Genomic DNA, 23,461 nt, shown 5'->3' with positions numbered 1-23,461 from the left:
GTGGCCCCCTTATGATGCCTCCGCAAAAGAACGGCAAGGCATAGCCGCCGGGCGCGGCATCGCGGGCAAGAGGCAGGTCCGGACATGTTTACCAGACAGACGCGGCGTTCGGGTCCCGCAATGGTCTTCGGGCTGCTGCGCGTGATTTATCATGCCACCGTCCGCGAGGCGCGGAAATCCAGCCGCAACGCCGTCGCCGGGCTGCTGTCGCGGGTCTTCACCGCCATTCTCATGGTCGTGGCCTTCTACCTGATGTTCTCGCTGCTCAACCTGCGCGGCATGGCGCTGCGGGGCGATTTCATCGTCTACCTGATGACCGGCATCTTCCTCTTCCTGACCCATAACCAGGCCGTCCGCTCGGTGATGAACGCCGAAGGGCCGACATCGGCAATGATGAAACACGCGCCGATGAACACCATCGTGTCGATCAGCGCGGCGGCGCTCTCGTCGCTCTACATGCAGCTTCTCGCGCTGGGGGTCATCTTCTTCGGGGTCCATGTCGCCTGGCGCCCGGTAGAGATCGACGATCCGGTCGGGCTGATGCACAACTTCATGCTCGCATGGTCCAGCGGCGCGGCCATCGGCGTGCTGCTGCTGGCGCTGAAACCCTGGTTTCCCAGCTTCGTGCGGATCGTCTCGATGGTCTATATGCGGGCCAACATGATCACCTCCGGCAAGATGTTCGTGGCCAACACGCTGCCCGCGTCGATGCTGCCCTTCTTCTCGTGGAACCCGCTCTTTCACACCATCGACCAGGCGCGCGGGGCGGCATTCATCAACTACAACCCCCACAACACCAACGAGACCTATCCGCTGCTGGTCACGATCACGCTGATCATGCTGGGCCTGATGGGGGAGTTCTACACGCGCCGCCGCGCTTCGCTGAGCTGGGACGCCGCGCGCTAATCCACCACGCGGAGCGTCAGGTTGATCCGCCCGCCATCGGACAGGAGGCCCGAGGATCCGAAGCGGATGCGGTCCACCCCGTGCCAGGCCAGCCGCGCCGCGCCGCCCATCACCACCACGTCGCCCGAGTGCAGCCACAGGGATTGCGTGCCCTCTCGCCGGTCGGTGCCGCCGACCCGCAGCAGCCCGTCGTCGCCCAGCGAGACCGACACCACGGGATAGCTGAAATCGGCTTCGTCCCGGTCCTGGTGCAGGCCCATCCGCGCGCCTTCGCCATAGAAGTTCACCAGGCAGCAATCGGGATCGCGGCGCGCGTCGCCCAGCGCACGCCAGACCGCCATGACCGAAGGCGGGATGGGCGGCCAGGCGCTGCCCGAGGGGTGGCGCGGCTCGTAGCGATAGCCCTTCCGGTCGGAATACCAGCCATAGCGCCCGGCCGAAGTCATGCGCACCGACATCCGTTTGCCGCCCGGCGTGACCGGCCGGAAGACCGGCGCGGCGCGCTGGACCGCGCGCAATTCCTCCAGCATCCGCTCCTGCGCCGGGCGATCCAGGAAGCCCTGGTGAATCGCGAAGCCGCGCAGCATCAGGGGCCGCGCCGCGCCGTCGCCCTGCGCGGTTTCTGGGGCGTGGTTTGCGCCGCTCGCGGCTTTATCGGTCATTTTGAATCCTTTTTGCCTCCGTATCAGGGTGATTCAGTGGCGTACCACCGCTTGCAGCGTGTTTCCCCGGCTCTTATATAGCTTTTCGAACTTGAAGCCGGGCCATCGGGTCCAGCGATGGGAATCGGGGCAGGGGCCGCGAACGGGTCTGACCCCTCATATTCGCCGAGAGGAGAGCATACGCCATGGGCAAAGTAATCGGAATCGACCTTGGGACCACGAACTCCTGCGTCGCGATCATGGACGGCTCGCAGCCGCGGGTGATCGAGAACGCGGAAGGCGCGCGCACCACGCCGTCGATCGTCGCCTTCACCGACAACGAACGTCTCGTCGGCCAGTCCGCCAAGCGGCAGGCCGTGACCAACCCGGAAAACACGATCTTCGCGGTCAAGCGCCTGATCGGCCGCCGCGTGGACGACGCCGAGGTGACGAAGGACAAGAAGATCGTCCCCTACAGCATCATCGACGGCGGCAATGGCGACGCCTGGGTCGAGGCGCACGGCGAGAAATACAGCCCCAGCCAGATTTCCGCGTTCATCCTTCAGAAAATGAAGGAAACCGCCGAAAGCTATCTGGGTGAGGACGTGACGCAGGCCGTCATCACCGTGCCGGCCTATTTCAACGACCAGCAGCGCCAGGCGACCAAGGATGCCGGCAAGATCGCCGGGCTCGAGGTGCTGCGCATCATCAACGAACCGACGGCCGCCGCGCTGGCCTATGGTCTCGACAAGAAAGAGACCAAGACCATCGCGGTCTACGACCTTGGCGGCGGGACGTTCGACATCACCATTCTGGAGATTGACGACGGTCTCTTCGAGGTGAAGTCCACCAACGGGGACACGTTCCTGGGCGGTGAAGATTTCGACATGCGGATCGTCAACTACCTGGCCGACGAGTTCAAGAAGGAGCACGGCGCCGACCTGACCATGGACAAGATGGCGCTGCAGCGACTCAAGGAGGCCGCCGAGAAGGCCAAGATCGAACTCAGCTCGTCCTCGCAGACCGAGATCAACCAGCCCTTCATCTCGATGGACAAGAACAGCGGCCAGCCGCTGCACATGGTCATGAAACTGACCCGCGCCAAGCTGGAAAGCCTGGTGGGCGACCTGATCGCCAATTCGCTGAAGCCCTGCGCGGCGGCGCTGAAGGATGCCGGCCTGTCCAAGGGCGACGTGGACGAGGTGATCATGGTCGGCGGCATGACCCGCATGCCCAAGGTCTATGAGGAAGTGACCAAGTTCTTCGGCAAGGAGCCACACAAGGGCGTCAACCCCGACGAGGTCGTGGCGATGGGCGCTGCGATTCAGGCCGGCGTGCTGCAAGGCGACGTGAAGGACGTGGTCCTTCTCGACGTAACCCCGCTGAGCCTGGGCATCGAGACGCTGGGCGGCGTGTTCACCCGCCTGATCGACCGCAACACCACGATCCCGACGAAGAAGAGCCAGATCTTCTCGACCGCCGAGGACAACCAGAACGCGGTGACGATCCGCGTCTTCCAGGGCGAGCGCGAGATGGCCTCGGACAACAAGATGCTGGGCCAGTTCAATCTGGAGGACATCCCCCCGGCGCCGCGCGGCATGCCGCAGATCGAGGTGACATTCGACATCGACGCCAACGGCATCGTCAACGTCTCGGCCAAGGACAAGGGCACCGGCAAGGAGCACAAGATCACGATCCAGGCGTCGGGCGGTCTGTCGGACGAAGATATCGAGAAGATGGTCAAGGAGGCCGAAGCCAATGCCGAGGCCGACAAGGAACGCCGCGAGCTGGTGGAGACCAAGAACCAGGCGGAAGGCCTGATCCACTCCACCCGCAAGTCGATGGAAGAGCATGGCGACAAGGTCGATGCCTCGACCATCGAAGCCATCGACCTGGCCATCGGGGCGCTGGAAGAGGCGCTGGAATCCGAGGAAACCGGCAAGATCAAGTCCGGCATCCAGAACGTCACCGAAGCCGCGATGAAACTGGGCGAGGCGATCTACAAGGCCCAGCAGGACGCCGCGGGTGAGGGCGACGGCGCGGATGAAGGCCCGTCCGGTGTCGACGAGGACATCGTGGATGCCGATTTCGAAGACCTCGGCGACGACGAAGACAAGCGCGCGTAAGGCGCGTCCGGAAACTGTCGGGCCGGTCCGGGTGCCCCGGATCGGCCCGCACGTTTCGTGAAGGACACTGACCATGGCAAAGCGCGATTACTACGAGGTTCTGGGTGTCTCCAGGAACGCATCGGCCGACGAGATCAAGAAAGCCTATCGCAGCAAGGCCAAGGCGTTTCACCCGGACCGCAACAGCGACAATCCCAACGCCGAAACGCAGTTCAAGGAAGCGAACGAGGCCTATGACGTCCTGAAGGACCCCGAGAAGAAGGCGGCCTATGACCGCTTCGGCCATGCCGCGTTCGAAGGCGGGATGGGCGGCGGCGGGCCGCGGCCGGGTGGTGCGGGCAATGCCGATTTCGCCAGCGCCTTTTCGGATGTCTTCGAGGATCTCTTCGGCGATTTCATGGGCGGCGGGCGCGGCGGCGCCGGGCAGCGCGCCACGCGCGGCTCCGATCTGCGCTACAATCTGCGTGTCACGCTCGAAGAAGCATTCAAGGGCATCCACAAGACGATCAGCGTCCCCGGCTCGGTGGCCTGCGACACCTGTCACGGCACCGGCGCGGCCGGCGGCGCGGAACCGACCAGTTGCCCGACCTGTTCGGGAATGGGCAAGGTGCGCGCGCAGCAAGGCTTCTTCACCGTCGAACGCACCTGCCCGACCTGTTCGGGCATGGGCCAGATCATCAAGAACCCCTGTTCGGCCTGCAAGGGCGCGGGTCGCGTCACCCGCGACCGCTCGCTTTCCGTCAACGTGCCCGCGGGCGTGGAGACGGGCACGCGCATCCGCCTTGCCGGCGAGGGCGAGGCCGGCATGCGGGGCGGGCCGTCGGGCGATCTCTACATCTTCATCAACGTCACCGAACACCCGATCTTCCAACGCGACGGGCAGAGCCTCTTCTGTTCGGTGCCCGTCAGCATGGCCAAGGCCGCGTTGGGCGGCGATATCGAAGTGCCGACGATCGACGGCGGCCGGGCGCGCGTGAAAATCCCCGCCGGCAGCCAGTCGGGCCGCCAGATGCGGCTCAAGGGCAAGGGCATGCCCGCTCTGCGTGGCAACACGACCGGCGACATGTTCATCGAACTCGCGGTCGAGACCCCTGTCAATCTCAGCGCCAAGCAGAAAGAACTGCTGCGTGAATTCGAAGGGTTGAGCGACGGCAACAACCCGCAAAGCTCCAACTTCTTCGGCAAGGTCAAGAATTTCTGGGACGGCATGAAGAGCTGACGCCGGGACCATCGGCAGATCCTTGTGGGCGGCCGCGACGGGCCGCCCTTTTTCTTGGCTCCAGCCAATTGCGCTTTCGCGCCGGCGCCGGCTTCGCTAGGTTCTCCGGGACGCCGTTCTGGGGGGACCGTTGACCGTTGCTCAGCCGACCATGACGCCGATGATGGCGCAATACCTGGAGATCAAGGAGGCGCATTCCGATGCGCTCCTGTTCTACCGGATGGGCGACTTCTATGAGCTTTTCTTCGATGACGCGGTCGCCGCGGCCGAGGCGCTGGATATCGCCCTCACCAAACGCGGCAAGCATCTGGGCGAGGATATCCCGATGTGCGGCGTCCCGGTTCATGCCGCCGAAAACTACCTTCTGACGCTGATCCGCAAGGGCTTCCGCGTCGCCGTCTGCGAGCAGATGGAAGACCCGGCGGAGGCCAAGAAGCGCGGCTCCAAGGCGGTGGTGCGGCGCGAGGTCGTGCGGCTGGTCACGCCCGGCACCCTGACCGAGGAGGCGCTGCTGGAAGCACGGCGCCACAACTACCTGACCGCCTTTTCCGAAGTGCGCGGCGAGGCGGCGCTGGCCTGGGTCGATATCTCCACCGGCGCGTTTCACGTGATGCCCTGCCCGCCGCACCGGCTGGGTCCGCAGCTTGCCCGCCTGATGCCGCGCGAGGTGATCCTGCCCGAATCCATCGAGGACGCATATGGCGACGCGATCGCGGAAAGCGGCGCGGCGCTGACCCCGCTCTCGCGCGCCTCCTTCGACAGCAGCGCGGCGGCCGGGCGCCTTCAGGCGCTCTATGGCGTCGGCGCGCTGGACGGGTTCGGTGCCTTCTCGCGCGCCGAACTCTCGGCGATGGGCGGCATCGTGGAGTATCTGGACCTGACGCAGAAGGGAAAACTGCCGCTCCTGTCGCCGCCGCGCCACGAGTCCGAGAACCGCCTGATGCAGATCGATGCCGCGACAAGGCGCAACCTGGAACTGACGCAGAGCCTCGCGGGCGGGCGCGACGGTTCGCTCCTCTCGGCCATCGACCGGACCGTGACGGCGGCCGGGGCCCGGATGCTGGAACGGCGGATCAGCGCGCCCTCGGCCGATCTGGAAACTATCCAGGCGCGGCAGGATGTGGTCACGTATCTATTTGAAGACAGAATGTTGCGGGATGAATTGCGCGACGCGCTCCGAAAGGCGCCGGACATGGACCGGGCGCTGTCGCGGCTGGCGCTGGATCGCGGCGGCCCGCGTGACCTGGCGGCGATCCGCGCCGGTCTGACACAGGCCGAGGCGCTGGCCACGCGGCTGGACCGCGACGATCTGCCCGAGAACCTGGCCGCTGCACGCGGCGCGCTGACGGGGCACGCGGCGCTGCGCGATCTGCTCGACGCCGCGCTGGTGGCCGAACCGCCGCACCTGGCGCGCGACGGCGGTTTCGTCGCGCCGGGCTATGATCCCGATCTGGACGAGGCGCGCACGTTGCGCGACGAAGGCCGGGGCGTGATCGCCGGAATGCAAAAGGACTACGCCAAGGCCGCCGGGGTCAATGCGCTGAAAATCAAACACAACAACGTACTGGGCTATTTTATCGAGACCCCCGCCACCCATGCCGGACGGATGCTGGGCGCACCGCTTTCGGAGACCTTCATTCACCGCCAGACGACCGCCAACGCGGTGCGGTTCACCACGGTCGAACTGTCGGAACTGGAGACGCGGATATTGAACGCGGGCGGGCGGGCGCTGGAAATCGAGAAGCGAATCTTCGAAACGCTGCGCCATGCCGTCACCGAGGCTGCCCCCGCCGTCAGCCAGGCCGCCCGCGCGCTGGCCGAGATTGACCTCGCCGCCGCCATGGCCGATCTCGCGGCGTCGGAGAACTGGTGTCGCCCGAAGATCGACGAAAGCCGCAGCTTTCTGGTCGAAGGTGGGCGCCATCCGGTCGTGGAACGCGCGCTCCGGCGTGAGGGCACGCCCTTCATCGCCAATGACTGTAGCCTTTCGGACGGCTCGGACGGCGCGCATATCTGGCTGCTGACCGGGCCCAACATGGCCGGGAAATCCACCTTCCTGCGGCAGAACGCGCTGATTGCCCTGTTGGCGCAGACCGGCGCCTGGGTACCGGCGCGCGCGGCCCATATCGGGCTGGTCTCGCAGCTTTTTTCCCGCGTTGGCGCCTCGGACGACCTGGCGCGGGGCCGCTCAACCTTCATGGTGGAGATGGTGGAAACCGCGGCGATCCTCAACCAGGCCGATGCGCGCGCGCTGGTGATCCTCGATGAGATCGGGCGCGGCACGGCCACCTATGACGGGCTCTCCATTGCCTGGGCGACGCTCGAACACCTGCATGGCGCTAATCTCTGCCGGGCGCTCTTTGCCACGCATTATCATGAGCTTACGGGGCTATCGTCGCGGCTGGACGGGGTCGGGAACGCCACCGTGGCCGTGCGGGAATGGGAGGGCGACGTGATCTTCCTGCACGAGGTGCGCGAAGGTGCGGCGGACCGCTCCTACGGCGTTCAGGTGGCCAAGCTGGCAGGGCTGCCGGCCTCGGTTGTGGAGCGGGCGCGCGTTATCCTCGATTCGCTGGAGAAAGGCGACAGGGAGGGCGGCGCCAAGGCCGCCACGCTGATCGACGATCTGCCGCTCTTCTCGGCGGTGCCGCCGCCCGCGCCCGCCGCGCCGAAAGGCCCCTCGGCGCTGGAAGAAACGCTCGCCTCCATCCATCCCGACGAACTGACCCCGCGCGAGGCGCTCGATCTCGTCTATCGCCTGCGCGGGATGATCGGGGACGACGGGCGGGACTGACGCGCTATTTGTTTGCGGCCTGCTGCTCGGCCGAGGCCGAGGAGACGCCCACCTGCGCCGGGCGAAGCAGCCGGTCATGGATGGTGAAGCCTTCGCCCATCACCTGGATGATGTTACCGGCGCCGACGCTGGGCACAGGGGCCTCGAACATGGCCTGGTGGTGCTGCGGGTCGAACGGATCGCCGATCTCGGGCGAGACCGGCTTGATCCCGTGCTTGGCAAAGGCGTTCACAAGCTCTCGCAGTGTGATCTCGATGCCCTGGACGACGCTTTTTGCCGCCTCGCGCTCAGACTCGCTCATCGCGTCGAGCGCGCGCTTGAGATTGTCGTAGACCGGCAGCAGATCGCGCGCCAGCCTGATACCGCCATAGCTTTCGGCCTCGCGCCGGTCGCGCTCGCCGCGCTTGCGCGCGTTCTCGGCCTCGGCCATCGCGCGCAAAAGGCGGTCTTTCAACTCGTCGCGCTCGGCCCGGAGAACGTCCAGCTCCCCTTCCAGTTCGGACAGGACATCGAACTCCCCATCCTCGGCGGCGGCTTCGGCGCCGGGTACCTGCGTCTCTGCTTCCATCTTTGATTCGTCTTCTCGCTTCGGATCGGACATGTCTGCCCCCTTCTCGCCTCAACTCTGATCGGACAGCATCCGTCCGACCAATTGCGCCGTGTAATCCACGATCGGCACGATGCGCCCGTAATTGAGGCGCGTCGGCCCGATCACACCCACGGCACCGATAATCTTCCGGTCAGCGTTCATATATGGAGAGACCACCAAAGAGGAACCCGAAAGTGAGAAAAGTTTGTTCTCGGAGCCAATAAAAACACGCACCCCATCGCCTTCCTCGGTCAGCTCGAGGAATTGCGCGATGTCACGCTTGCGCTCCAGATCGTCGAAAAGCTCCCGCACCCGGTCGAGGTCCTCCGCACCGGCCATGTCGTCCAGCAGATTCGCACGCCCCCGCACGATCAGCCGCTCGTGGCTGGTGCCGTCGTTTTCCCAGACCGCGAGGCCGTTCTCGACCATCTGCTGCGCCAGCACGTCGATCTCCCTCCGGCGGGCCTGAATCTCGCGCTCCATTACCGCGCGCAGATCTGACAGGGTCCGTCCCTCGGCGACGGCATTGAGGAAATTCGCGGCCTCCCGCATTGCCGACGGGGTCTGGCCCACCGGCGGTGTGAAAACGCGGTTTTCCACATGGCCGTCGGCGGTTACCAGAACGACGAGCGCGCGATCGGGGGCGAGCGAGACGAACTCGACATGTTTGATCGCCTCTTCGTGCTTGGGCGCCAGCACCAGGCTGGCCCCATGCGTGAGGCCCGACAGGATCGAGCCCGCGCGGTCCAGCATCGTCGCCATGTCGCGATTGTCGTTGCCCAGCGTGTTGTCGATCTGAAGCCGTTCCTTCGGGGACAGGTCGCCGATCTCCAGCAGCCCGTCGACAAAGAGCCGCAGCCCCATCTGCGTTGGCACCCGCCCGGCGGAGACATGCGGGCTGTCGAGAAGGCCGAGATACTCCAGATCCTGCATCACGTTCCGGATCGTCGCGGCGGAGACTTTTTCGGTCAGGTCGCGCGACAGTGTCCGCGATCCCACCGGGTCGCCGGTGACCAGATAGGACTCCACCAGCCTGCGAAAGACCTCGCGGCTGCGATCGCTCATTTCCGACAATACGCTGGAGCCGTCGCTCATCCGATTTTGCCTGCCATCCTCGGCCATGCTGCCATTAAAGCCCGCCTGTTCATAGGGTCAACCGGACATTGGCCTTTACTCGTGCCGGTGGCTGTGGGTATCTGGCACCGACCTGAAAACAAGGGATATCCGATGCGCCCCTCTGGCAGAGACATAAGCGAAATGCGCCCGATTTCAATCGAGACGGGCGTGACCAAACACGCCGAAGGGTCCTGTCTGATCCGATGCGGGGATACGCATGTACTCTGCACCGCGACTATCGAGGACCGGGTGCCGCCGTTTCTCAAGAACACCGGGCTGGGCTGGATCACGGCGGAGTACGGGATGCTGCCGCGCGCCACCAACACGCGGATGCGCCGCGAGGCCGCGGTCGGCAAGCAGGGCGGTCGCACGGTGGAGATCCAGCGCCTGATCGGGCGCAGCCTGCGTGCCGGGATCGACCGGGTGGCTCTGGGCGAGCGGCAGATCACCGTGGATTGCGACGTGATCCAGGCCGATGGCGGCACCCGCTGCGCGGCGATCACCGGGGGCTGGGTCGCGCTGCGGCTGGCCATCGCAAAACTCATGAAGGCGGGCCTTGTCACCAGCGACCCGCTGGTCGATCACGTCGCCGCGGTAAGCTGCGGCATCTATGCAGGGCAGACGGTGCTCGATCTCGACTATGCCGAGGACAGCGAGGCCGGGACCGACGCCAATTTCGTGATGACGGGCCGCGGCGGGCTGGTCGAGGTGCAGGGCTCGGCCGAAGGCGCGCCCTTCTCGCGTGCGGCATTGGGCGAGTTGATCGATCTCGCCGAAAAGGGCGTGGCTGAACTGGTGGCGGCGCAGAAAGCCGCGACCGGGGCATAGGCGGCCCCCTTGCGGCAGATCGGGGAGAAACTGCTGATCGCGTCGCATAACGCAGGCAAGGTGCGCGAGATCGGTGCGCTGTTGGCCCCGTTCGGCGTTCAGGTCGTCTCGGCCGCCGATCTGGGGCTGGATGAGCCCGACGAGACCGAGGAGAGCTTCGCCGGCAATGCGCGGATCAAGGCCCATGCCGCCGCGCGCGCCAGCGGCCTGCCCGCCCTGTCCGACGACAGCGGGATCGAGGTGGACGCACTGGGCGGCGCGCCGGGTATCCGTACCGCCGATTGGGCCGAAACCCCGGACGGCCGGGACTTCCCGATGGCGATGACGAAGGTCTGGACCCTGCTGGAGGATGCCGCCGCGCCCGAGCCGCGCAGCGCGCGGTTCCGCTGCACGCTCTGCCTGGCCTGGCCCGACGGGCAGGACGCACTATTTGAGGGCAAGGTCGAAGGCCGTATCGTGTGGCCGATGCGGGGCGCCCGCGGCTTCGGCTTCGACCCGATCTTCCTGCCCGACGGCGAAACCGAGACCTTCGGCGAAATGGACCCCGCGCGCAAACATGAGCTTAGCCATCGTGCAGACGCTTTCAGAAAACTCGTTGCCGCCGTCTTCGGTGGCTGAGGACTGGCGCGCCGGGGGGTTCGGACTCTATCTCCACTGGCCCTTCTGTCAGGCCAAATGCCCCTATTGCGACTTCAACAGCCATGTCGCGGGCGATGTGGATCAGGTCAGGTGGCGGGCCGTCCTGCTCTCCGAGATCGCCCGCGTCGCTACCGAGACGCCGGACAGGGTTCTGAACACTGTCTTCTTCGGGGGCGGGACGCCCAGCCTGATGGACCCCGATCTGGTGGCCGCCATCCTCGATGCGGTGCGCGCGGCGTGGCCGCTGGCCAACGATCTGGAAGTTACGCTGGAGGCCAACCCGACCTCGGTGGAGGCCGGGCGCTTCCGTGGCTACCGCGATGCCGGGGTGAACCGGGTCTCGATGGGCATTCAGGCGCTCAATGACTCAGATCTCCGGCGGCTCGGGCGGCTGCATTCGGTGGCCGAGGCCCGCAACGCCTTCGCCATCGCGCGGAACGTCTTCGACCGGGTGAGCTTCGATCTGATCTATGCGCGGCAGCACCAGACCCGTGCCGCCTGGCGCACCGAGTTGCGCGAGGCGATGGCGATGGCCGCGGATCACCTGTCGCTCTATCAACTCACCATCGAGCCCGGCACCGCCTTCGGGCGGCTCGCCAATGCCGGGCGGCTCGACGGGCTGCCCGATGACGACCGCGCCGCCGACATGTATGCCGACACGCAGGAGATCTGCGGCGCCGCCGGCCTGCCCGCCTACGAGATTTCCAACCACGCCCGTCCGGGCGCGGAGTCAAGGCACAACCTGATTTACTGGCGCGGCGGTGACTATGCCGGGATCGGGCCGGGGGCGCATGGGCGGCTGACGCTTGGCGGGACACGCTACGCCACGCAGACACCGCTCGCACCCGCCGCCTGGCTGGAACGTGTCGAGCGCGCCGGATCGGGCGAGCTGCCGCGGCAGGTGCTCGCGCCTTTTGATCAGGCGCAGGAATACCTGATGATGGCGCTGCGTCTTCGCGAAGGGGCGCAGATTGACCGGTGGGATAAGCTGTCCGGGAGCGTAGATATATTACAGAAAATCAATGGGTTAGACGGTCTTAATGTGCTCCATTGCCACGCTGGAACGCTCGCGCTGACCGACCGCGGGCGGCCGGTGCTCAACGCCGTGCTGCGCGAATTGCTGGCGGAGGTCTAGGTGGCGCGCTGGCTCTGGGCTGTCTTCGGGATTCTCTGCGTTGGCACCGGCATCGTTGGGATTGTCCTGCCGCTGGTCCCCACGGTGCCCCTGATGATCCTCGCCGCCTTCTGCTTTGCCCGCTCCTCGGACAGGCTGCATGACTGGCTGCTGAGCCACCGGACATTCGGACCCTATATCGCCGACTGGCGCAGCCACGGGTCGATCCGCCCGACGGCCAAGCGGCTGGCGACCGTCTCGATCCTGCTGGTTTTCGGGGTGTCTCTGGCGCTTGGTGTGCGCGCGCTGGTGCTGGGCTTTCAGGCGGCGGTGCTGGGGGCCGTTCTGATCTTCATCTGGACGCGGCCTAACGCATAGCGGTCAGCGCCTGGCACAGCGCGTCGAGCTCTTCCAGCGTGCCGTAGCGGATCACCACCTGCCCGCTTTCCCCGCCCGGCTTGTGGTCGATCGTCACGCGCAGCCCGGTATTGGCAGCGAGATCCTGTTCCAGCGCGCGGGTGTCGGCGTCCTTCTCGGGCGCCGCCGCGCGCGGCTTTGGTCCTGCGCCCGGCTTCGGCGCCTTGACCAGTCGCTCCACCTCCCGCACCGAGAGCCCCTTGGCCACGATCTGCTTGGCAATACCCACAGGATCATCCGCGGTGATGAGCGCGCGGGCGTGCCCGGCAGAAAGCATTCCCTCGCGGAGATACCCCAGAACCTCCTCCGGCAGGCCCAGAAGCCGCATAAGGTTGGCGATATGGCTTCGGCTCTTGCCCAGTGCTCGGGCCAGGTTTTCCTGCGTATGGCCGAATTGCTCCATCAATCTGCGGTATCCCGCGGCTTCCTCCACCGGGTTCAGATCGGCACGCTGGATGTTCTCGATGATCGCGACTTCCAGCACCTCCGTGTCGTCGAAATCCCGGATCAGAACAGGCAGCTCATGAAGCTGCGCCATCTGTGCGGCCCGCCAGCGACGTTCCCCCGCGACGATCTGATAGGCCCCGCCCTGATGCGGGTCGGGCCGGACGATGAGCGGCTGGATCACCCCCTTCTCGCGAATCGAGGCGGCCAGCTCCTCCAGGTTTTCCTTGACGAAATCCCGCCGCGGCTGGTTGGGGTTCGGATGCAGCCGGTCGATGGCGACATGTGTGTCGGGACGCCGCGCGGCAGTCTGCCCCTGCTGCTCTGCCGGAGTCTCGGGGTTCACATCTGCCATCAGGGCTGACAGTCCACGCCCCAGTCCGCGCCGTTCCGGTGTCTTCTGTGCCATGTCTCGCCTCCCAGATCAGGCCGCCGCCTGCGCGCCGTGTTTGCGGATCAATTCCTGTGCCAGCTCGCGATACGCTTGGCTGCCTTTCGACTCCGAATCGTAGACAAGAACCGGCATGGCATAGGACGGCGCCTCGCTCAGCCGCACATTGCGGGGGATCACCGTGTCGAAGACCAGCTTGCCCAGGGTTTGCCGGGCATCCGCCTCCACTTGCCGGGACAAGTTGTTGCGTTTGTCATACATGGTCAACACAACACCTTCCAAGCGCAGGGCAGAATTAGCGGTTTGCCGAACTTCACGCACACTCAGCATGAGTTGCGAAAGCCCCTCCAGCGCGAAGAACTCTGCCTGCAAGGGCACCAGGACCGAATGCGCGGCGACCATCGCGTTGACCGTCAGAAGGTTCAGCGACGGCGGGCAGTCGATCAGCACATAGTCCAGCCGGAACTCGGCCAGCGCCGACAGGTTCAGCGCGTCGCGCAGCAGGAAAACCCTTTTTTCATTGGCCACAAGCTCGATATCGGCGGAACTCAGATCGGTCGTCGCCGGGGCTATCAGGAGGTTGGGAATACTCGTCTCCTGCAACACCTCCAACGCCGGGGCCTCTTCCAGAAGCAGATCATAGGTTGTCATGTCCCGCCGGTCCGCGTCGATGCCGAGCCCGGTCGAGGCGTTGCCCTGCGGGTCGATATCCACCAGAAGTACGCGCTTGCCGGCCTCTGCCAGCGCGGTGCCCAGGTTTATGGCGGTGGTGGTCTTGCCGACCCCGCCCTTCTGGTTCGCAACCGCGATGATACGGGGGCCGGGCCCCGGAACCGGTTCAGACACGGGCTATGCCTCCAATTTCCAGTATGACGCCGGACGGATCGGTGATGCTCGGATGTTTTTGGACTCGGAAAGCCCAGGATGCAAGGGCCGCGTCGATCTCTTCGGCATGGCCCGCGCCCTTGGGAAAGAGCGCGATGCCGTCCTCGGCCAGGTGCCGCTGCGCCAACGGCAAAAGCCGGTCGAGCGGCGCCAGCGCCCGCGCGGAGAGCACGTCGGCGCTTTGGGGCGCAAGGGTCTCCGCCCGTGCGATTTTCACCTCCGCCGGCGTCTCCGTGGCCTGCGCGACCCGCAGCAGGAACGCGGCCTTGCGGGCATCGCTTTCCACGAGTGTGACGCGCAGGTGCGGCGCAGCCTCCGCCGCCAGAATCGCCACGATCAGTCCAGGAAACCCGCCGCCGGAGCCGAGATCGACCCAGTTCGATGCGCTGTTCGGCGTGCGGTCGAGAAGCTGCGCGCTGTCGAGAAAATGGCGCGACCAGAGATCCGCCAGCGTAGTTCGGGACACAAGATTTATGGCCGGGTTCCATTTTCGCAACAGCATGGCGTAGGTATCCAGCCGCTGCAGTGTTTCACGTGAAACATTCCGGGCCGCCAGAAACGCTTCCCGGTCCGCCTCGTCCACCATCAGGCAGAGCGCCTTTTGGCGTCCTGGCGCAGGCGCGCGAGGATGAGCGTCAGTGCCGCCGGCGTCATCCCGTCGATCCGGCCAGCCTGCGCCAGCGTCGCCGGGCGGATGCGCGAAAGCTTGCCCTTCAGCTCGTGCGACAGGCCGGAAATGGTGTCGTAATCCATGCGCTCCGGAATCTCATGCGCTTCGTCCCGCTTCATCGCCGCAACATCGGCCTGTTGCCGTGCGATGTAATGGGCGTAGAGCGCATCGCGCTCTACCTGCTTTCGGATTTCGGGCGCCGTGTCGGAAAGCTCGGGCCAGATATCCGCCAGGCGGGCGAAATCGACATCGGGGAAGGACAAGAGGTCGATGCCGTTCCGGCGCGTACCGTCCTCGCCCACCGTCAGTCCGGCAGTGCGGGCCTCATTTGGGGTCAAGCTGCGCGCCTCCAACGTCGTGCGGGCGGCGTCGATCTGCGCCATCTTCGCCTCAAACGCGACCTTGCGGGACTCGCCCACGCAGCCCAAGGCGACGCCTAGGGGCGTGAGACGCTGATCGGCATTGTCGGCCCGCAGGGACAACCGGAACTCCGCGCGCGAGGTGAACATGCGGTAGGGCTCCGCGACACCTCGGGTCACAAGATCGTCGATCATCACGCCGATATAAGCGTCCGCGCGACTGAAAATCACCGGCTCGCGCCCCGCGGCGCGGCGCGCGGCGTTCAGCCCGGCAACCAGCCCTTGGGCCGCAGCCTCCTCATATCCTGTGGTTCCGTTGATCTGACCCGCAAGATATAGGCCCGGTACATCTTTCAATTCCAGGCTCGGGCGCAGTGCCCGCGGATCCACATAGTCATACTCGATGGCGTAGCCCGGCTGCAGGATCTCCGCCTTCTCTAGCCCGCGGATGGACCGGACGTAGCGAAGTTGGACATCCTCCGGCAAGGAGGTGGAGATGCCATTCGGATAGACCGTATGGTCGTCCAGCCCTTCGGGCTCCAGGAAAATCTGGTGTGACTCCTTGTCGGCAAAGCGGATAATCTTGTCCTCGATGGAGGGGCAGTAGCGCGGCCCGACCCCATCTATATGCCCGCCATACATGGCCGAGCGCGCCAGATTCTCGCGGATGATCTCATGCGTATGGGCGTTCGTATGCGTGATCCCGCAGGAAACCTGCCGGACAAAAGGCCGCTTGGACAGGAAGGAGAACATCACCGGCTCGGCATCGCCCGGCTGGTCTTCCAGGACTTCCCAGTTGATTGTTCGCCCGTCGAGCCGCGGCGGCGTGCCGGTCTTGAGCCGCCCGAGCGGAAGGCCGAAATTGTCAATCCGTTCCGCCAAGCGAACCGACGGCTTGTCGCCCATCCGACCGCCGGGTCGGGAGACATCGCCGATATGTATCACGCCACGCAGGAAAGTGCCCGTCGTCAGCACCACCGCGCGGGCCGAGACGTGAGCGCCGTCGGCCAGAACGACACCGGCCACGCACCCGGCATTCATGAGAAACTCGGCGACCTCGCCCTCGATCACAGTAAGATTGGGTGTAGCCCGAATTTCGCGCTGCATTTCCGTGCGGTAGATGCGACGATCCGACTGCGCCCGCGGGCCCTGAACGGCCGGTCCCTTGCGCCGGTTGAGAAGCCGGAACTGAATGCCGGCCCGGTCCGCGACCCGGCCCATCAGCCCGTCAAGCGCGTCGATCTCGCGCACCAGGTGGCCCTTGCCCAGGCCGCCGATCGCGGGGTTGCAGCTCATCACGCCGATCCCGTCGAATCGCAGCGTCACCAGCCCAGTGCGCGCGCCGGACCGTGCCGCCGCGTGAGCCGCATCCGCGCCCGCATGACCGCCGCCGATCACGATGACATCGAAATCATGTTTCACGTGAAACATTCCCTACTTGCCGAGGCAGAACCGCGCAAAAATCTCGTCCAGAATATGCTCGACGTCCACGCGCCCGATCACAGAATCCAGCGCCCGGATGCCGGCATGGAGGTTTTCCGCCGCCAGTTCTGCCCTGTCCGGCCCGTTCAATACCTCAATCCGGGCTGATTCCATAGCCCCCAAAGCAGATTCCATCGCCAGGCGGTGCCGCTCCCGCGTGGCGGTGGACGCGCGCTGCGCCCGCATCTCCAGCTCCGCCGCGACCCGGCCCACGAGCTCAGCTATGCCGGCGCCCGTCTTGCCCGACACCGGAAGCCCCTCGCCGCTTCTGCCAAGATCGGCCTTGCCCAATACGTCGATGTCTCCGGGCTGCCGGACCACCCCCGGAATATCCCCTTCCGGGCCATGCAGGAAAACCCGCAAATCGGCCTCCCGCGCGCGCTTGAGGGCGCGGTCAATGCCCATGCCCTCTACCATATCTTGTGCGTCCCGCAGGCCAGCAGTATCAAGTATAGTGGCCGGCACACCATTCAGATCCATGGCCACCTCGATCACGTCGCGCGTCGTCCCCGCCACCTCGGACGTGATCGCGGCCTCCCGTCCGGCCAGCGCGTTGAGCAGCGTCGACTTGCCCGCATTGGGCGCGCCGACGATGGCCACTTCAAAGCCGTCGCGGATGCGTTCCGCCGCGCGGCTGCCCGCGATCTCGGCCCGCAGGCCCTCCGCAACCCCGTCGAGCAGGCCCGTCACCTCCGGCGTCACTTCGACCGGAACCTCTTCATCGGCGAAGTCGATCGTGGCCTCCAGCAACGCCGCCGCACGGATCAGCGCCGACCGCCAGGCCTCCACCTTGCGTCCTAGCGCGCCCTCGAACACACGCAGCGCCTGTTTGCGCTGCGCCTCGGTCTCCGCCTCGATCAGGTCGCCCAGCCCCTCGACCTGCACAAGATCGAGACAACCGTTCTCCAGCGCGCGGCGGGTGAACTCCCCCGGTTCGGCCATCCGCAGGCCCGCCCGGTCCCCAAGCTCACGCAGGACGGCGCGGATGATGGCCGGGCTGCCATGCAGGTGGAGCTCGGCCACATCCTCGCCGGTGAAGCTTGCACCTTTCAAAAAGAGAAGCACCAGCGCCTGATCGAGATGCCCGCCATCTGCGTCGCGCAGAACCCGCAGCGTCGATTGCCGCGGTGGCGGCAACGGCCCGGCCAGGGATTCGGCCGCGGCATGTGCATCCGGTCCGGAAAGGCGGATCACCGCCACCCCGGATTTCCCGCGCGCCGTTGCCAATGCGTAGATCGTGTCCATGACCCCGCCCCCGCGCCGCCCGTCCGGCGCGCGTATCTCAGGTATTCATCGAATCGAAGAAATCCGCGTTTGTCTTGGTCTGCTTGAGCTTGGAAAGCAGGAACTCGATCGCGTCCGTGGTGCCCATCGGATTGAGGATGCGGCGGAGGACGAACATCTTCTGAAGGTCGTTCTTGTCCACGAGCAGCTCCTCCTTCCGCGTGCCGGACTTGAGAATGTCCATCGACGGGAAGACGCGCTTGTCGGCCACCTTGCGGTCGAGCACGATCTCCGAGTTGCCGGTGCCCTTGAATTCTTCGAAAATCACCTCGTCCATGCGGCTGCCGGTGTCGATCAGGGCGGTGGCGATGATGGTCAGCGATCCGCCCTCCTCGATGTTTCGCGCCGCGCCGAAGAACCGCTTGGGCCGTTGCAGCGCGTTCGCATCGACACCGCCGGTCAGCACCTTGCCGGAGCTCGGCACGACCGTGTTGAACGCGCGGCCCAGCCGGGTGATCGAATCGAGCAGGATCACCACGTCGCGCTTGTGCTCGACCAGCCGTTTGGCCTTCTCGATCACCATCTCGCTGACCGCAACGTGGCGCGTCGCGGGCTCGTCGAAAGTCGACGATACGACCTCGCCCTTCACGCTGCGCTGCATGTCGGTCACTTCCTCCGGCCGCTCGTCGATGAGCAGCACGATCAGGTAGCATTCCGGATGGTTCCTCTCGATCGAATGGGCGATGTTCTGCAAGAGCACCGTCTTGCCGGTCCGCGGCGGCGCCACGATCAGCGATCGCTGGCCCTTGCCGATCGGCGCGACCAGGTCGATGATCCGCGCCGAGCGGTCCTTGATCGTCGGATCCTCGATCTCCATCGTCAGCCGTTCGTCGGGATAGAGCGGCGTGAGGTTGTCGAAATGCACCTTGTGCCGGGCCATTTCCGGATCCTGGAAATTGATCTGCGTAACCTTGGTGATGGCGAAGTAGCGCTCGCTGTCATTGGGCGCGCGGATTACCCCCTCGATCGTGTCGCCGGTGCGAAGCGAGAAGACCCGGATCAGGTCCGGGCTGACATAAATATCGTCAGGGCCGGGAAGGTAGTTCGCCTCGGGCGAACGCAGAAACCCGAACCCGTCCTGCATCACCTCCAGCACGCCGTCGCCGGAGATTTCCCAGCCGTCTTCGGCACGCGCCTTGAGAATGGCGAACATCATGTCGCCCTTGCGCATCGAGGGCGCGCCTTCGATCTCCAGCTCCTCGGCCTGGGCGAGCAGGTCAGCGGGGCTCTGCGCCTTGAGGTCGGACAGGAACAACTGGTCTTCGGACATGCGGATACACCTGTGGTGGAGTGATATGGAGGGCGCGGGCGGCAGCCTGCCGCGGGCGTTCGGAAAAATGGGGGCGTCCTGATGGTCGGATGACCGGACAGACGGTCCTTTACACCGCAAGCCGGGCCGCTGTCAAACGCCGTTCTCTAGTATTTGACGATGACCGAGACCACGATCAAGATCATCAGCAGGGTCGGCAGTTCGTTCATCACGCGAAAGCCGCGCGAAGTGACGGTGCAGGTGCCCGCCAACAGTTCCTTGCGGCGCAGTCCGAGCCAATGGTGAAACCAGGTCATGCCGCCCACGCCGGCGGCCTTGACCCAGGGCCAGGCCGAGCCCCAGTCGACGATACCCGGCGTAAACACCAATGCCAGTCCGAAGACCCAGGTGGCAATCATGGCGGGGTTCATGATCGCCCTGAGCAACCGGCGCTCCATCACCTCAAAGGTTTGCGGGAGTACCGGTGCCTCCCCCGCTTTCTCGGTATGGTAGACGAAGAGCCGGGGCAGGTAGAACAACCCCGCCATCCAGGCGATCACCGAGATGACATGCAGCGATTTCGTCCAAGGATAGACGCTTGCCAGGAAGTCCGTCATTCTCGGTCTCTTTCTTCGCGGGGCTCTCCTGCTCTCCCTAATATAAATAAAGAAGAAATGAAAAGTTGTTGTTGTAGGAAGGGGCCGGGTACAAGTCTAACAGTTAAGTTTATCCCAGCTCCGGACGCGACGCGGCAGTTATAAGCAGGGTCGAACAGTTTTGTCTGAAGCACTGAGCAAACATAATTTTATATTTAGATTCAAATTCTTATACAAAATTAATATGTGGATAAGATCGGAAGAACTTTCTGACGGCTCCAGCGCCACGGCGGTATCCGCATCTTACCCACACCTGTTCGGAATTCCATGCACCGTGGACAAATCATGTAGGAATCTTGACATTGCGGTGACAGATCGACGATCCCTTCGCGGCGGTGTTGAAAGCTGCGAGTTCTGCCCGGTGCCCCGACGCACTCATCCACAGGAACATACATGGCCCCTCCGATCATCCTGGCATCCGGTTCGGCGATACGGCGAGAGTTGTTGACCAACGCCGGGCTGGATTTCGAGGTCGAGCGCCCCCGCGTGGACGAGGATGCGCTGCGCGCCGCGCTGGAGCTTGAGGGGGCGAAACCCCACGACATCGCCGACGCCCTGGCCGAGATGAAGGCCCGCCGCGTGGCCGAGAAACGGCCCGAGGCACTGGTCATCGGTTGCGATCAGGTGCTGGAGCTGGACCGCCAGATCCTGACGAAACCGGAGACGCCCGAGGCCGCCCGCACCCAGCTTCTGGCCTTGCGCGGCAAGCGTCACCGGCTGCTCTCGGCGGTGGTGGTCTGCGAGGATGCGAAACCGGTCTGGCGGCATATCGGACAGGCGCGGCTGGAGATGCGCGATTTTTCCGACGCTTATCTCAATACTTATCTGGAGCGGCAAGGCCAGGCCGTGACCGATACGGTCGGATCGTACAAGCTGGAAGCCGAGGGCGTGCGTCTTTTCTCGCGCGTTGAAGGGGATTACTTTACCGTACTGGGATTGCCAGTGGTGCAGCTTCTGAACTGGCTCACGGCGCGGAGGTTCATTGCGGGATGACGGAAATGGACGCCCCCCATCTGGCCGGTGTGATCGGCCATCCGATCGCGCACAGCAAATCGCCGGTCCTGCACGGGCACTGGCTGCGACGTTACGGGATTCGTGGCTACTATATCCCCATGCCGGTCGCAGCCGAGCATCTCGCGCAGGCCCTGCAGGCCCTCCCCCGGCTGGGTTTCCGCGGCGTGAACATTACGATCCCGCACAAGGAGGCGGCGTTGGAACTGGCGAATGCGGTCTCCGACCGGGCGGCGCTGATCGGGGCGGCGAATACGCTGATCTTCCGCAGCGACGGGACGATTCAGGCCGACAACACGGATGGTTACGGGTTCCTGGCCAATCTCAAGCAATCCGCCCCGCATTGGCGGGCCGATGCGGGGCCGGCGGTGGTGCTCGGCGCCGGGGGCGCGGCGCGCGCGGTCGTCTCGGCGCTGCTGGGCGACGGCGCGCCGGAGATCGTGCTGGCCAATCGTACCCGCGCGCGGTCCGACATGTTGCGCGAACATTTCGGCGCCCGTGTGCGTGTGGTGGAGTGGACGCAGGTCGGCAGCCACATGGAAGGCGCCGCGACGCTGGTCAACACGACATCGCTGGGCATGACCGGAAAGCCGGAACTGAACGTGAAACTCGACCGGCTGCCGCAGACCGCGCTTGTCACGGATATCGTCTATGCCCCGCTGCGGACCGCGCTGCTGGAACGCGCGGCGGACCGGGGCAATCCGACCGTGGACGGGCTGGGAATGCTGCTCCACCAGGCGGTGCCGGGGTTCGAAGCGTGGTTCGGCGTGCGCCCCGAGGTAGATGACGAGTTGCGCGCGGCGGTTCTGGAGGGATGAGCGGGCGGCCCTTCATCCTGGGTCTCACCGGGTCCATCGGTATGGGGAAATCGACCACCGCCGGGTTCTTTCGCGAGTTCGGCGTGCCGGTCTGGGATGCCGACGCGGCGGTGCACCGGCTCTACGCGGCGGGTGGCGCGGCGGTTGCGCCGATTGCCGCGCTCTATCCCGATGCGGTCGTGGGGGGCGCCGTGGACCGCGAAGCGCTCAAGCGCCGCATCTCAGCCGATCCCGCGGCACTGGGCCGGATCGAGCGCATCGTGCACCCGCTGGTCGCGGCCGACAGGCAGGCTTTCATCGCGGCGCAGGCGCGCGCCGGGGCGGATCTGGTGGTGGTCGATATCCCGCTGCTCTACGAGACCGGCGCCGAAGGCACGGTGGATGCGGTCGCTGTCGTGTCGGCTCCCGAGGAGGAACAGCGTGCCCGCGTCCTGGCGCGTCCCGGCATGACCGAAGCGCATTTCGAAAGCATCCTGTCGCGGCAGGTTCCCGACGCCGAGAAACGCCAACGCGCCGACCACGTGATAGAGACGCGGACGCTTGAAGACGCGCGCCGGGCAGTGCAGGATCTGATCGCGGAACTGACCGGGGTGGATAAGGGGGGCGAATGATGCGCGAGATCGTGCTCGACACCGAAACCACGGGGCTCGACCCGGAAACCGGCGACCGCATCGTGGAAATCGGCGCACTGGAGCTTTACAACCATGTTGCCACGGGCCGTACCTATCATCAGTACATCAACCCCGCACGCGCCATGCCGGCGGAAGCCTTCGCCGTGCATGGACTGGGCGACGATTTCCTGCGCGACAAGCCGCTTTTCGCCGAGATTTCGCAGGCTTTCGTGGACTTTATCGGCGATGCCCGGCTGGTGATCCACAATGCCAGTTTCGACATGAAATTCATCAACGCCGAACTGGGTTGGCTGAATCTACCGAGAATCCCGATGTCGCGGGCCGTCGATACGCTGGAGATCGCCCGGCGGAAGTATCCCGGCGCGGGCAATTCGCTCGACGCGCTCTGCCGCCGTTTTGGTGTGGACAATAGCGGGCGCACGCTGCACGGCGCGCTTCTGGACAGTGAATTGCTGGCCGAGGTCTATCTGGAGCTGATCGGCGGACGCCAGCCCGATTTCGGACTGAGCGCCGGGTATTCCGGTTCGGGAAACGCGCTCGGCAATACCGACTGGGCGCCGGGCCCGCGGCCGCGTCCGCTCGGGCCGCGGCTGACCGAGGCCGAGGCCGACGCCCATGCCGCCTTTGTCGCGGCGCTGGGCGACAAGACGCTCTGGCCTTCCTAGTTGGCGGCCTTGTTCTGCCCCTCGGCCTGCGCCTTCTGGTGCTGCGCAAGCTGCTGGCGGTACATCTGCAGGAAGTCGATATTGTCGAGGTTGAGCGGCGGATAGCCCCCGTCCCGCGTCACGTCGCTGACGATGCGGCGGATGAACGGGAAGAGCATCCGCGGACACTCGATCATCAGATAGGGGTGAAGCTGGTCCGCGGGCACGTTTTCCAGATGGATGATGCCGCCATATTCCAGCTCCATCAGGAAAATCTGCGTGTCGCCGCCCTTCGCCTTGGACGAGATGTTGAGCTTCACGATCACGTCGTACTGGTTTTCGGTCTCGCGCTTGCGGGCATCGACGCCGACCTGCACGTTGATGTCGGGCTGTGCGTCGCCCTTCATGCCGGATTGCGCGGCAACGTTCTCGAATGACATGTCCCGGATGAACTGCCCCAGGATTTGCATCCGCGGGGGCTGGTTTTCCTGGGCGGCGCCATTGCCGGATTCTGTCGTCTCAGCCATCGGTATCTCCTGATCGGTCG

23 protein-coding genes are annotated in these 23,461 nt (G+C 65.3%); 12 read left to right on the top strand and 11 right to left on the bottom strand.

Annotated features, from left to right (window positions below; translation table 11 throughout):
- The first annotated feature begins 84 nt into the window (after positions 1 to 84).
- Positions 85 to 906 (top strand): ABC transporter permease, encoded by an 822-nt coding sequence (locus DDZ14_RS05170; protein ID WP_109423873.1) that lies wholly within the window; start codon positions 85 to 87, stop codon positions 904 to 906.
- Here the strand turns inward: DDZ14_RS05170 and DDZ14_RS05165 are convergent.
- Positions 903 to 1,493, bottom strand: coding sequence for an alpha-ketoglutarate-dependent dioxygenase AlkB (locus DDZ14_RS05165; protein WP_199221292.1), 591 nt, complete (start codon positions 1,491 to 1,493; stop codon positions 903 to 905). The genes DDZ14_RS05170 and DDZ14_RS05165 overlap by 4 nt on opposite strands.
- A gap of 260 nt (positions 1,494 to 1,753) precedes the next feature.
- On the opposite strand from DDZ14_RS05165, the gene dnaK reads away from it, so the two are divergent.
- The 3 genes from dnaK (at position 1,754) to mutS (ending at position 7,686) form a co-directional block, all read left to right on the top strand.
- Positions 1,754 to 3,673 (top strand): molecular chaperone DnaK, encoded by a 1,920-nt coding sequence (gene dnaK, locus DDZ14_RS05160; protein ID WP_109423871.1) that lies wholly within the window; start codon positions 1,754 to 1,756, stop codon positions 3,671 to 3,673.
- A gap of 73 nt (positions 3,674 to 3,746) precedes the next feature.
- Complete coding sequence (gene dnaJ / locus DDZ14_RS05155) at positions 3,747 to 4,892, top strand: molecular chaperone DnaJ (protein WP_109423870.1); 1,146 nt, start codon at positions 3,747 to 3,749, stop codon at positions 4,890 to 4,892.
- 160 nt (positions 4,893 to 5,052) lie between these two features.
- Entirely contained in the window at positions 5,053 to 7,686 is a 2,634-nt protein-coding gene (gene mutS, locus DDZ14_RS05150; protein ID WP_109423927.1) for a DNA mismatch repair protein MutS, read from the top strand.
- A gap of 4 nt (positions 7,687 to 7,690) precedes the next feature.
- Here the strand turns inward: mutS and DDZ14_RS05145 are convergent, their stop codons facing one another.
- Positions 7,691 to 8,287 (bottom strand): nucleotide exchange factor GrpE, encoded by a 597-nt coding sequence (locus DDZ14_RS05145; RefSeq protein ID WP_109423869.1) that lies wholly within the window; start codon positions 8,285 to 8,287, stop codon positions 7,691 to 7,693.
- 18 nt (positions 8,288 to 8,305) lie between these two features.
- Positions 8,306 to 9,370: a heat-inducible transcriptional repressor HrcA gene (hrcA, locus tag DDZ14_RS05140; protein WP_109423868.1), complete on the bottom strand. Its 1,065-nt coding sequence runs from the start codon at positions 9,368 to 9,370 to the stop codon at positions 8,306 to 8,308.
- Between the two features lie 132 nt (positions 9,371 to 9,502).
- Here hrcA and rph point away from each other — a divergent pair, with 132 nt between their 5' ends.
- The 4 genes from rph to DDZ14_RS05120 are packed head-to-tail and all read left to right on the top strand — an operon-like array spanning position 9,503 to position 12,350.
- Positions 9,503 to 10,219, top strand: coding sequence for a ribonuclease PH (gene rph / locus DDZ14_RS05135; RefSeq protein ID WP_109423867.1), 717 nt, complete (start codon positions 9,503 to 9,505; stop codon positions 10,217 to 10,219).
- 9 nt (positions 10,220 to 10,228) lie between these two features.
- Complete coding sequence (rdgB, locus tag DDZ14_RS05130; protein WP_109423866.1) at positions 10,229 to 10,837, top strand: RdgB/HAM1 family non-canonical purine NTP pyrophosphatase; 609 nt, start codon at positions 10,229 to 10,231, stop codon at positions 10,835 to 10,837.
- The gene (hemW, locus tag DDZ14_RS05125) at positions 10,776 to 11,993 is read left to right on the top strand and encodes a radical SAM family heme chaperone HemW (protein WP_109423865.1); all 1,218 of its coding nucleotides are present in this window, start codon (positions 10,776 to 10,778) and stop codon (positions 11,991 to 11,993) included. Before rdgB ends, hemW begins: the two co-directional genes overlap by 62 nt.
- A complete protein-coding gene (locus DDZ14_RS05120) occupies positions 11,994 to 12,350 on the top strand; it encodes a YbaN family protein (RefSeq protein ID WP_109423864.1) in 357 nt (118 codons plus the stop codon).
- On the opposite strand, the gene DDZ14_RS05115 is transcribed toward DDZ14_RS05120, so the two are convergent.
- The 7 genes from DDZ14_RS05115 to DDZ14_RS05085 all read right to left on the bottom strand — a co-directional run bounded on the left by DDZ14_RS05115 (position 12,340) and on the right by DDZ14_RS05085 (position 19,770).
- Positions 12,340 to 13,242 (bottom strand): ParB/RepB/Spo0J family partition protein, encoded by a 903-nt coding sequence (locus DDZ14_RS05115; RefSeq protein ID WP_109423863.1) that lies wholly within the window; start codon positions 13,240 to 13,242, stop codon positions 12,340 to 12,342. The genes DDZ14_RS05120 and DDZ14_RS05115 overlap by 11 nt on opposite strands.
- A 15-nt stretch (positions 13,243 to 13,257) precedes the next feature.
- Positions 13,258 to 14,070, bottom strand: coding sequence for a ParA family protein (locus DDZ14_RS05110; RefSeq protein ID WP_109423862.1), 813 nt, complete (start codon positions 14,068 to 14,070; stop codon positions 13,258 to 13,260).
- Positions 14,063 to 14,695, bottom strand: a complete 633-nt coding sequence (gene rsmG, locus DDZ14_RS05105) for a 16S rRNA (guanine(527)-N(7))-methyltransferase RsmG (RefSeq protein ID WP_109423861.1) — start codon at positions 14,693 to 14,695, stop codon at positions 14,063 to 14,065. The genes DDZ14_RS05110 and rsmG overlap by 8 nt, the downstream gene beginning before the upstream one ends.
- Positions 14,695 to 16,569: a tRNA uridine-5-carboxymethylaminomethyl(34) synthesis enzyme MnmG gene (gene mnmG / locus DDZ14_RS05100; RefSeq protein ID WP_199221291.1), complete on the bottom strand. Its 1,875-nt coding sequence runs from the start codon at positions 16,567 to 16,569 to the stop codon at positions 14,695 to 14,697. The genes rsmG and mnmG overlap by 1 nt, the downstream gene beginning before the upstream one ends.
- A 3-nt stretch (positions 16,570 to 16,572) precedes the next feature.
- Entirely contained in the window at positions 16,573 to 17,865 is a 1,293-nt protein-coding gene (gene mnmE, locus DDZ14_RS05095; RefSeq protein WP_109423860.1) for a tRNA uridine-5-carboxymethylaminomethyl(34) synthesis GTPase MnmE, read from the bottom strand.
- A gap of 37 nt (positions 17,866 to 17,902) precedes the next feature.
- Positions 17,903 to 19,174, bottom strand: coding sequence for a transcription termination factor Rho (gene rho / locus DDZ14_RS05090; RefSeq protein WP_109423859.1), 1,272 nt, complete (start codon positions 19,172 to 19,174; stop codon positions 17,903 to 17,905).
- 146 nt (positions 19,175 to 19,320) lie between these two features.
- Positions 19,321 to 19,770: a CopD family protein gene (locus DDZ14_RS05085; protein WP_109423858.1), complete on the bottom strand. Its 450-nt coding sequence runs from the start codon at positions 19,768 to 19,770 to the stop codon at positions 19,321 to 19,323.
- A gap of 432 nt (positions 19,771 to 20,202) precedes the next feature.
- Between DDZ14_RS05085 and DDZ14_RS05080 the strand changes: the two genes are divergently transcribed.
- The 4 genes from DDZ14_RS05080 to dnaQ are packed head-to-tail and all read left to right on the top strand — an operon-like array spanning position 20,203 to position 22,935.
- Complete coding sequence (locus DDZ14_RS05080; RefSeq protein WP_109423857.1) at positions 20,203 to 20,802, top strand: nucleoside triphosphate pyrophosphatase; 600 nt, start codon at positions 20,203 to 20,205, stop codon at positions 20,800 to 20,802.
- Complete coding sequence (locus DDZ14_RS05075) at positions 20,799 to 21,638, top strand: shikimate dehydrogenase (protein WP_109423856.1); 840 nt, start codon at positions 20,799 to 20,801, stop codon at positions 21,636 to 21,638. The genes DDZ14_RS05080 and DDZ14_RS05075 overlap by 4 nt, the downstream gene beginning before the upstream one ends.
- Entirely contained in the window at positions 21,635 to 22,249 is a 615-nt protein-coding gene (gene coaE / locus DDZ14_RS05070; protein WP_109423855.1) for a dephospho-CoA kinase, read from the top strand. The genes DDZ14_RS05075 and coaE overlap by 4 nt, the downstream gene beginning before the upstream one ends.
- The gene (dnaQ, locus tag DDZ14_RS05065) at positions 22,249 to 22,935 is read left to right on the top strand and encodes a DNA polymerase III subunit epsilon (protein WP_109423925.1); all 687 of its coding nucleotides are present in this window, start codon (positions 22,249 to 22,251) and stop codon (positions 22,933 to 22,935) included. Before coaE ends, dnaQ begins: the two co-directional genes overlap by 1 nt.
- Here the strand turns inward: dnaQ and secB are convergent.
- Complete coding sequence (gene secB, locus DDZ14_RS05060) at positions 22,932 to 23,441, bottom strand: protein-export chaperone SecB (RefSeq protein WP_109423854.1); 510 nt, start codon at positions 23,439 to 23,441, stop codon at positions 22,932 to 22,934. The genes dnaQ and secB overlap by 4 nt on opposite strands.
- Positions 23,442 to 23,461: the final 20 nt, after the last annotated feature.

It is taken from the genome of Maritimibacter sp. 55A14, assembly GCF_003122205.1.
In the GTDB taxonomy this organism is placed as follows: Bacteria; Pseudomonadota; Alphaproteobacteria; order Rhodobacterales; family Rhodobacteraceae; genus QEYE01.
Note: the sequence above shows the minus strand (reverse complement) of the source record. Positions and strands in the feature narration are given on the sequence as shown.

Excerpts from the sequence above, each read along its gene's own strand:
- DDZ14_RS05170 (WP_109423873.1), top strand. The coding sequence starts at position 85 with ATGTTTACCAGACAGACGCGGCGTTCGGGTCCCGCAATGGTCTTCGGG.
- DDZ14_RS05165 (WP_199221292.1), bottom strand. The coding sequence starts at position 1,493 with ATGCTGCGCGGCTTCGCGATTCACCAGGGCTTCCTGGATCGCCCGGCG.
- dnaK (WP_109423871.1), top strand. The coding sequence starts at position 1,754 with ATGGGCAAAGTAATCGGAATCGACCTTGGGACCACGAACTCCTGCGTC.
- dnaJ (WP_109423870.1), top strand. The coding sequence starts at position 3,747 with ATGGCAAAGCGCGATTACTACGAGGTTCTGGGTGTCTCCAGGAACGCA.
- mutS (WP_109423927.1), top strand. The coding sequence starts at position 5,053 with ATGATGGCGCAATACCTGGAGATCAAGGAGGCGCATTCCGATGCGCTC.
- DDZ14_RS05145 (WP_109423869.1), bottom strand. The coding sequence starts at position 8,287 with ATGTCCGATCCGAAGCGAGAAGACGAATCAAAGATGGAAGCAGAGACG.
- hrcA (WP_109423868.1), bottom strand. The coding sequence starts at position 9,370 with ATGAGCGACGGCTCCAGCGTATTGTCGGAAATGAGCGATCGCAGCCGC.
- rph (WP_109423867.1), top strand. The coding sequence starts at position 9,503 with ATGCGCCCCTCTGGCAGAGACATAAGCGAAATGCGCCCGATTTCAATC.
- hemW (WP_109423865.1), top strand. The coding sequence starts at position 10,776 with ATGAGCTTAGCCATCGTGCAGACGCTTTCAGAAAACTCGTTGCCGCCG.
- DDZ14_RS05115 (WP_109423863.1), bottom strand. The coding sequence starts at position 13,242 with ATGGCACAGAAGACACCGGAACGGCGCGGACTGGGGCGTGGACTGTCA.
- rsmG (WP_109423861.1), bottom strand. The coding sequence starts at position 14,695 with ATGGTGGACGAGGCGGACCGGGAAGCGTTTCTGGCGGCCCGGAATGTT.
- mnmG (WP_199221291.1), bottom strand. The coding sequence starts at position 16,569 with ATGTTTCACGTGAAACATGATTTCGATGTCATCGTGATCGGCGGCGGT.
- mnmE (WP_109423860.1), bottom strand. The coding sequence starts at position 17,865 with ATGGACACGATCTACGCATTGGCAACGGCGCGCGGGAAATCCGGGGTG.
- rho (WP_109423859.1), bottom strand. The coding sequence starts at position 19,174 with ATGTCCGAAGACCAGTTGTTCCTGTCCGACCTCAAGGCGCAGAGCCCC.
- DDZ14_RS05085 (WP_109423858.1), bottom strand. The coding sequence starts at position 19,770 with ATGACGGACTTCCTGGCAAGCGTCTATCCTTGGACGAAATCGCTGCAT.
- DDZ14_RS05080 (WP_109423857.1), top strand. The coding sequence starts at position 20,203 with ATGGCCCCTCCGATCATCCTGGCATCCGGTTCGGCGATACGGCGAGAG.
- DDZ14_RS05075 (WP_109423856.1), top strand. The coding sequence starts at position 20,799 with ATGACGGAAATGGACGCCCCCCATCTGGCCGGTGTGATCGGCCATCCG.
- coaE (WP_109423855.1), top strand. The coding sequence starts at position 21,635 with ATGAGCGGGCGGCCCTTCATCCTGGGTCTCACCGGGTCCATCGGTATG.
- dnaQ (WP_109423925.1), top strand. The coding sequence starts at position 22,249 with ATGCGCGAGATCGTGCTCGACACCGAAACCACGGGGCTCGACCCGGAA.
- secB (WP_109423854.1), bottom strand. The coding sequence starts at position 23,441 with ATGGCTGAGACGACAGAATCCGGCAATGGCGCCGCCCAGGAAAACCAG.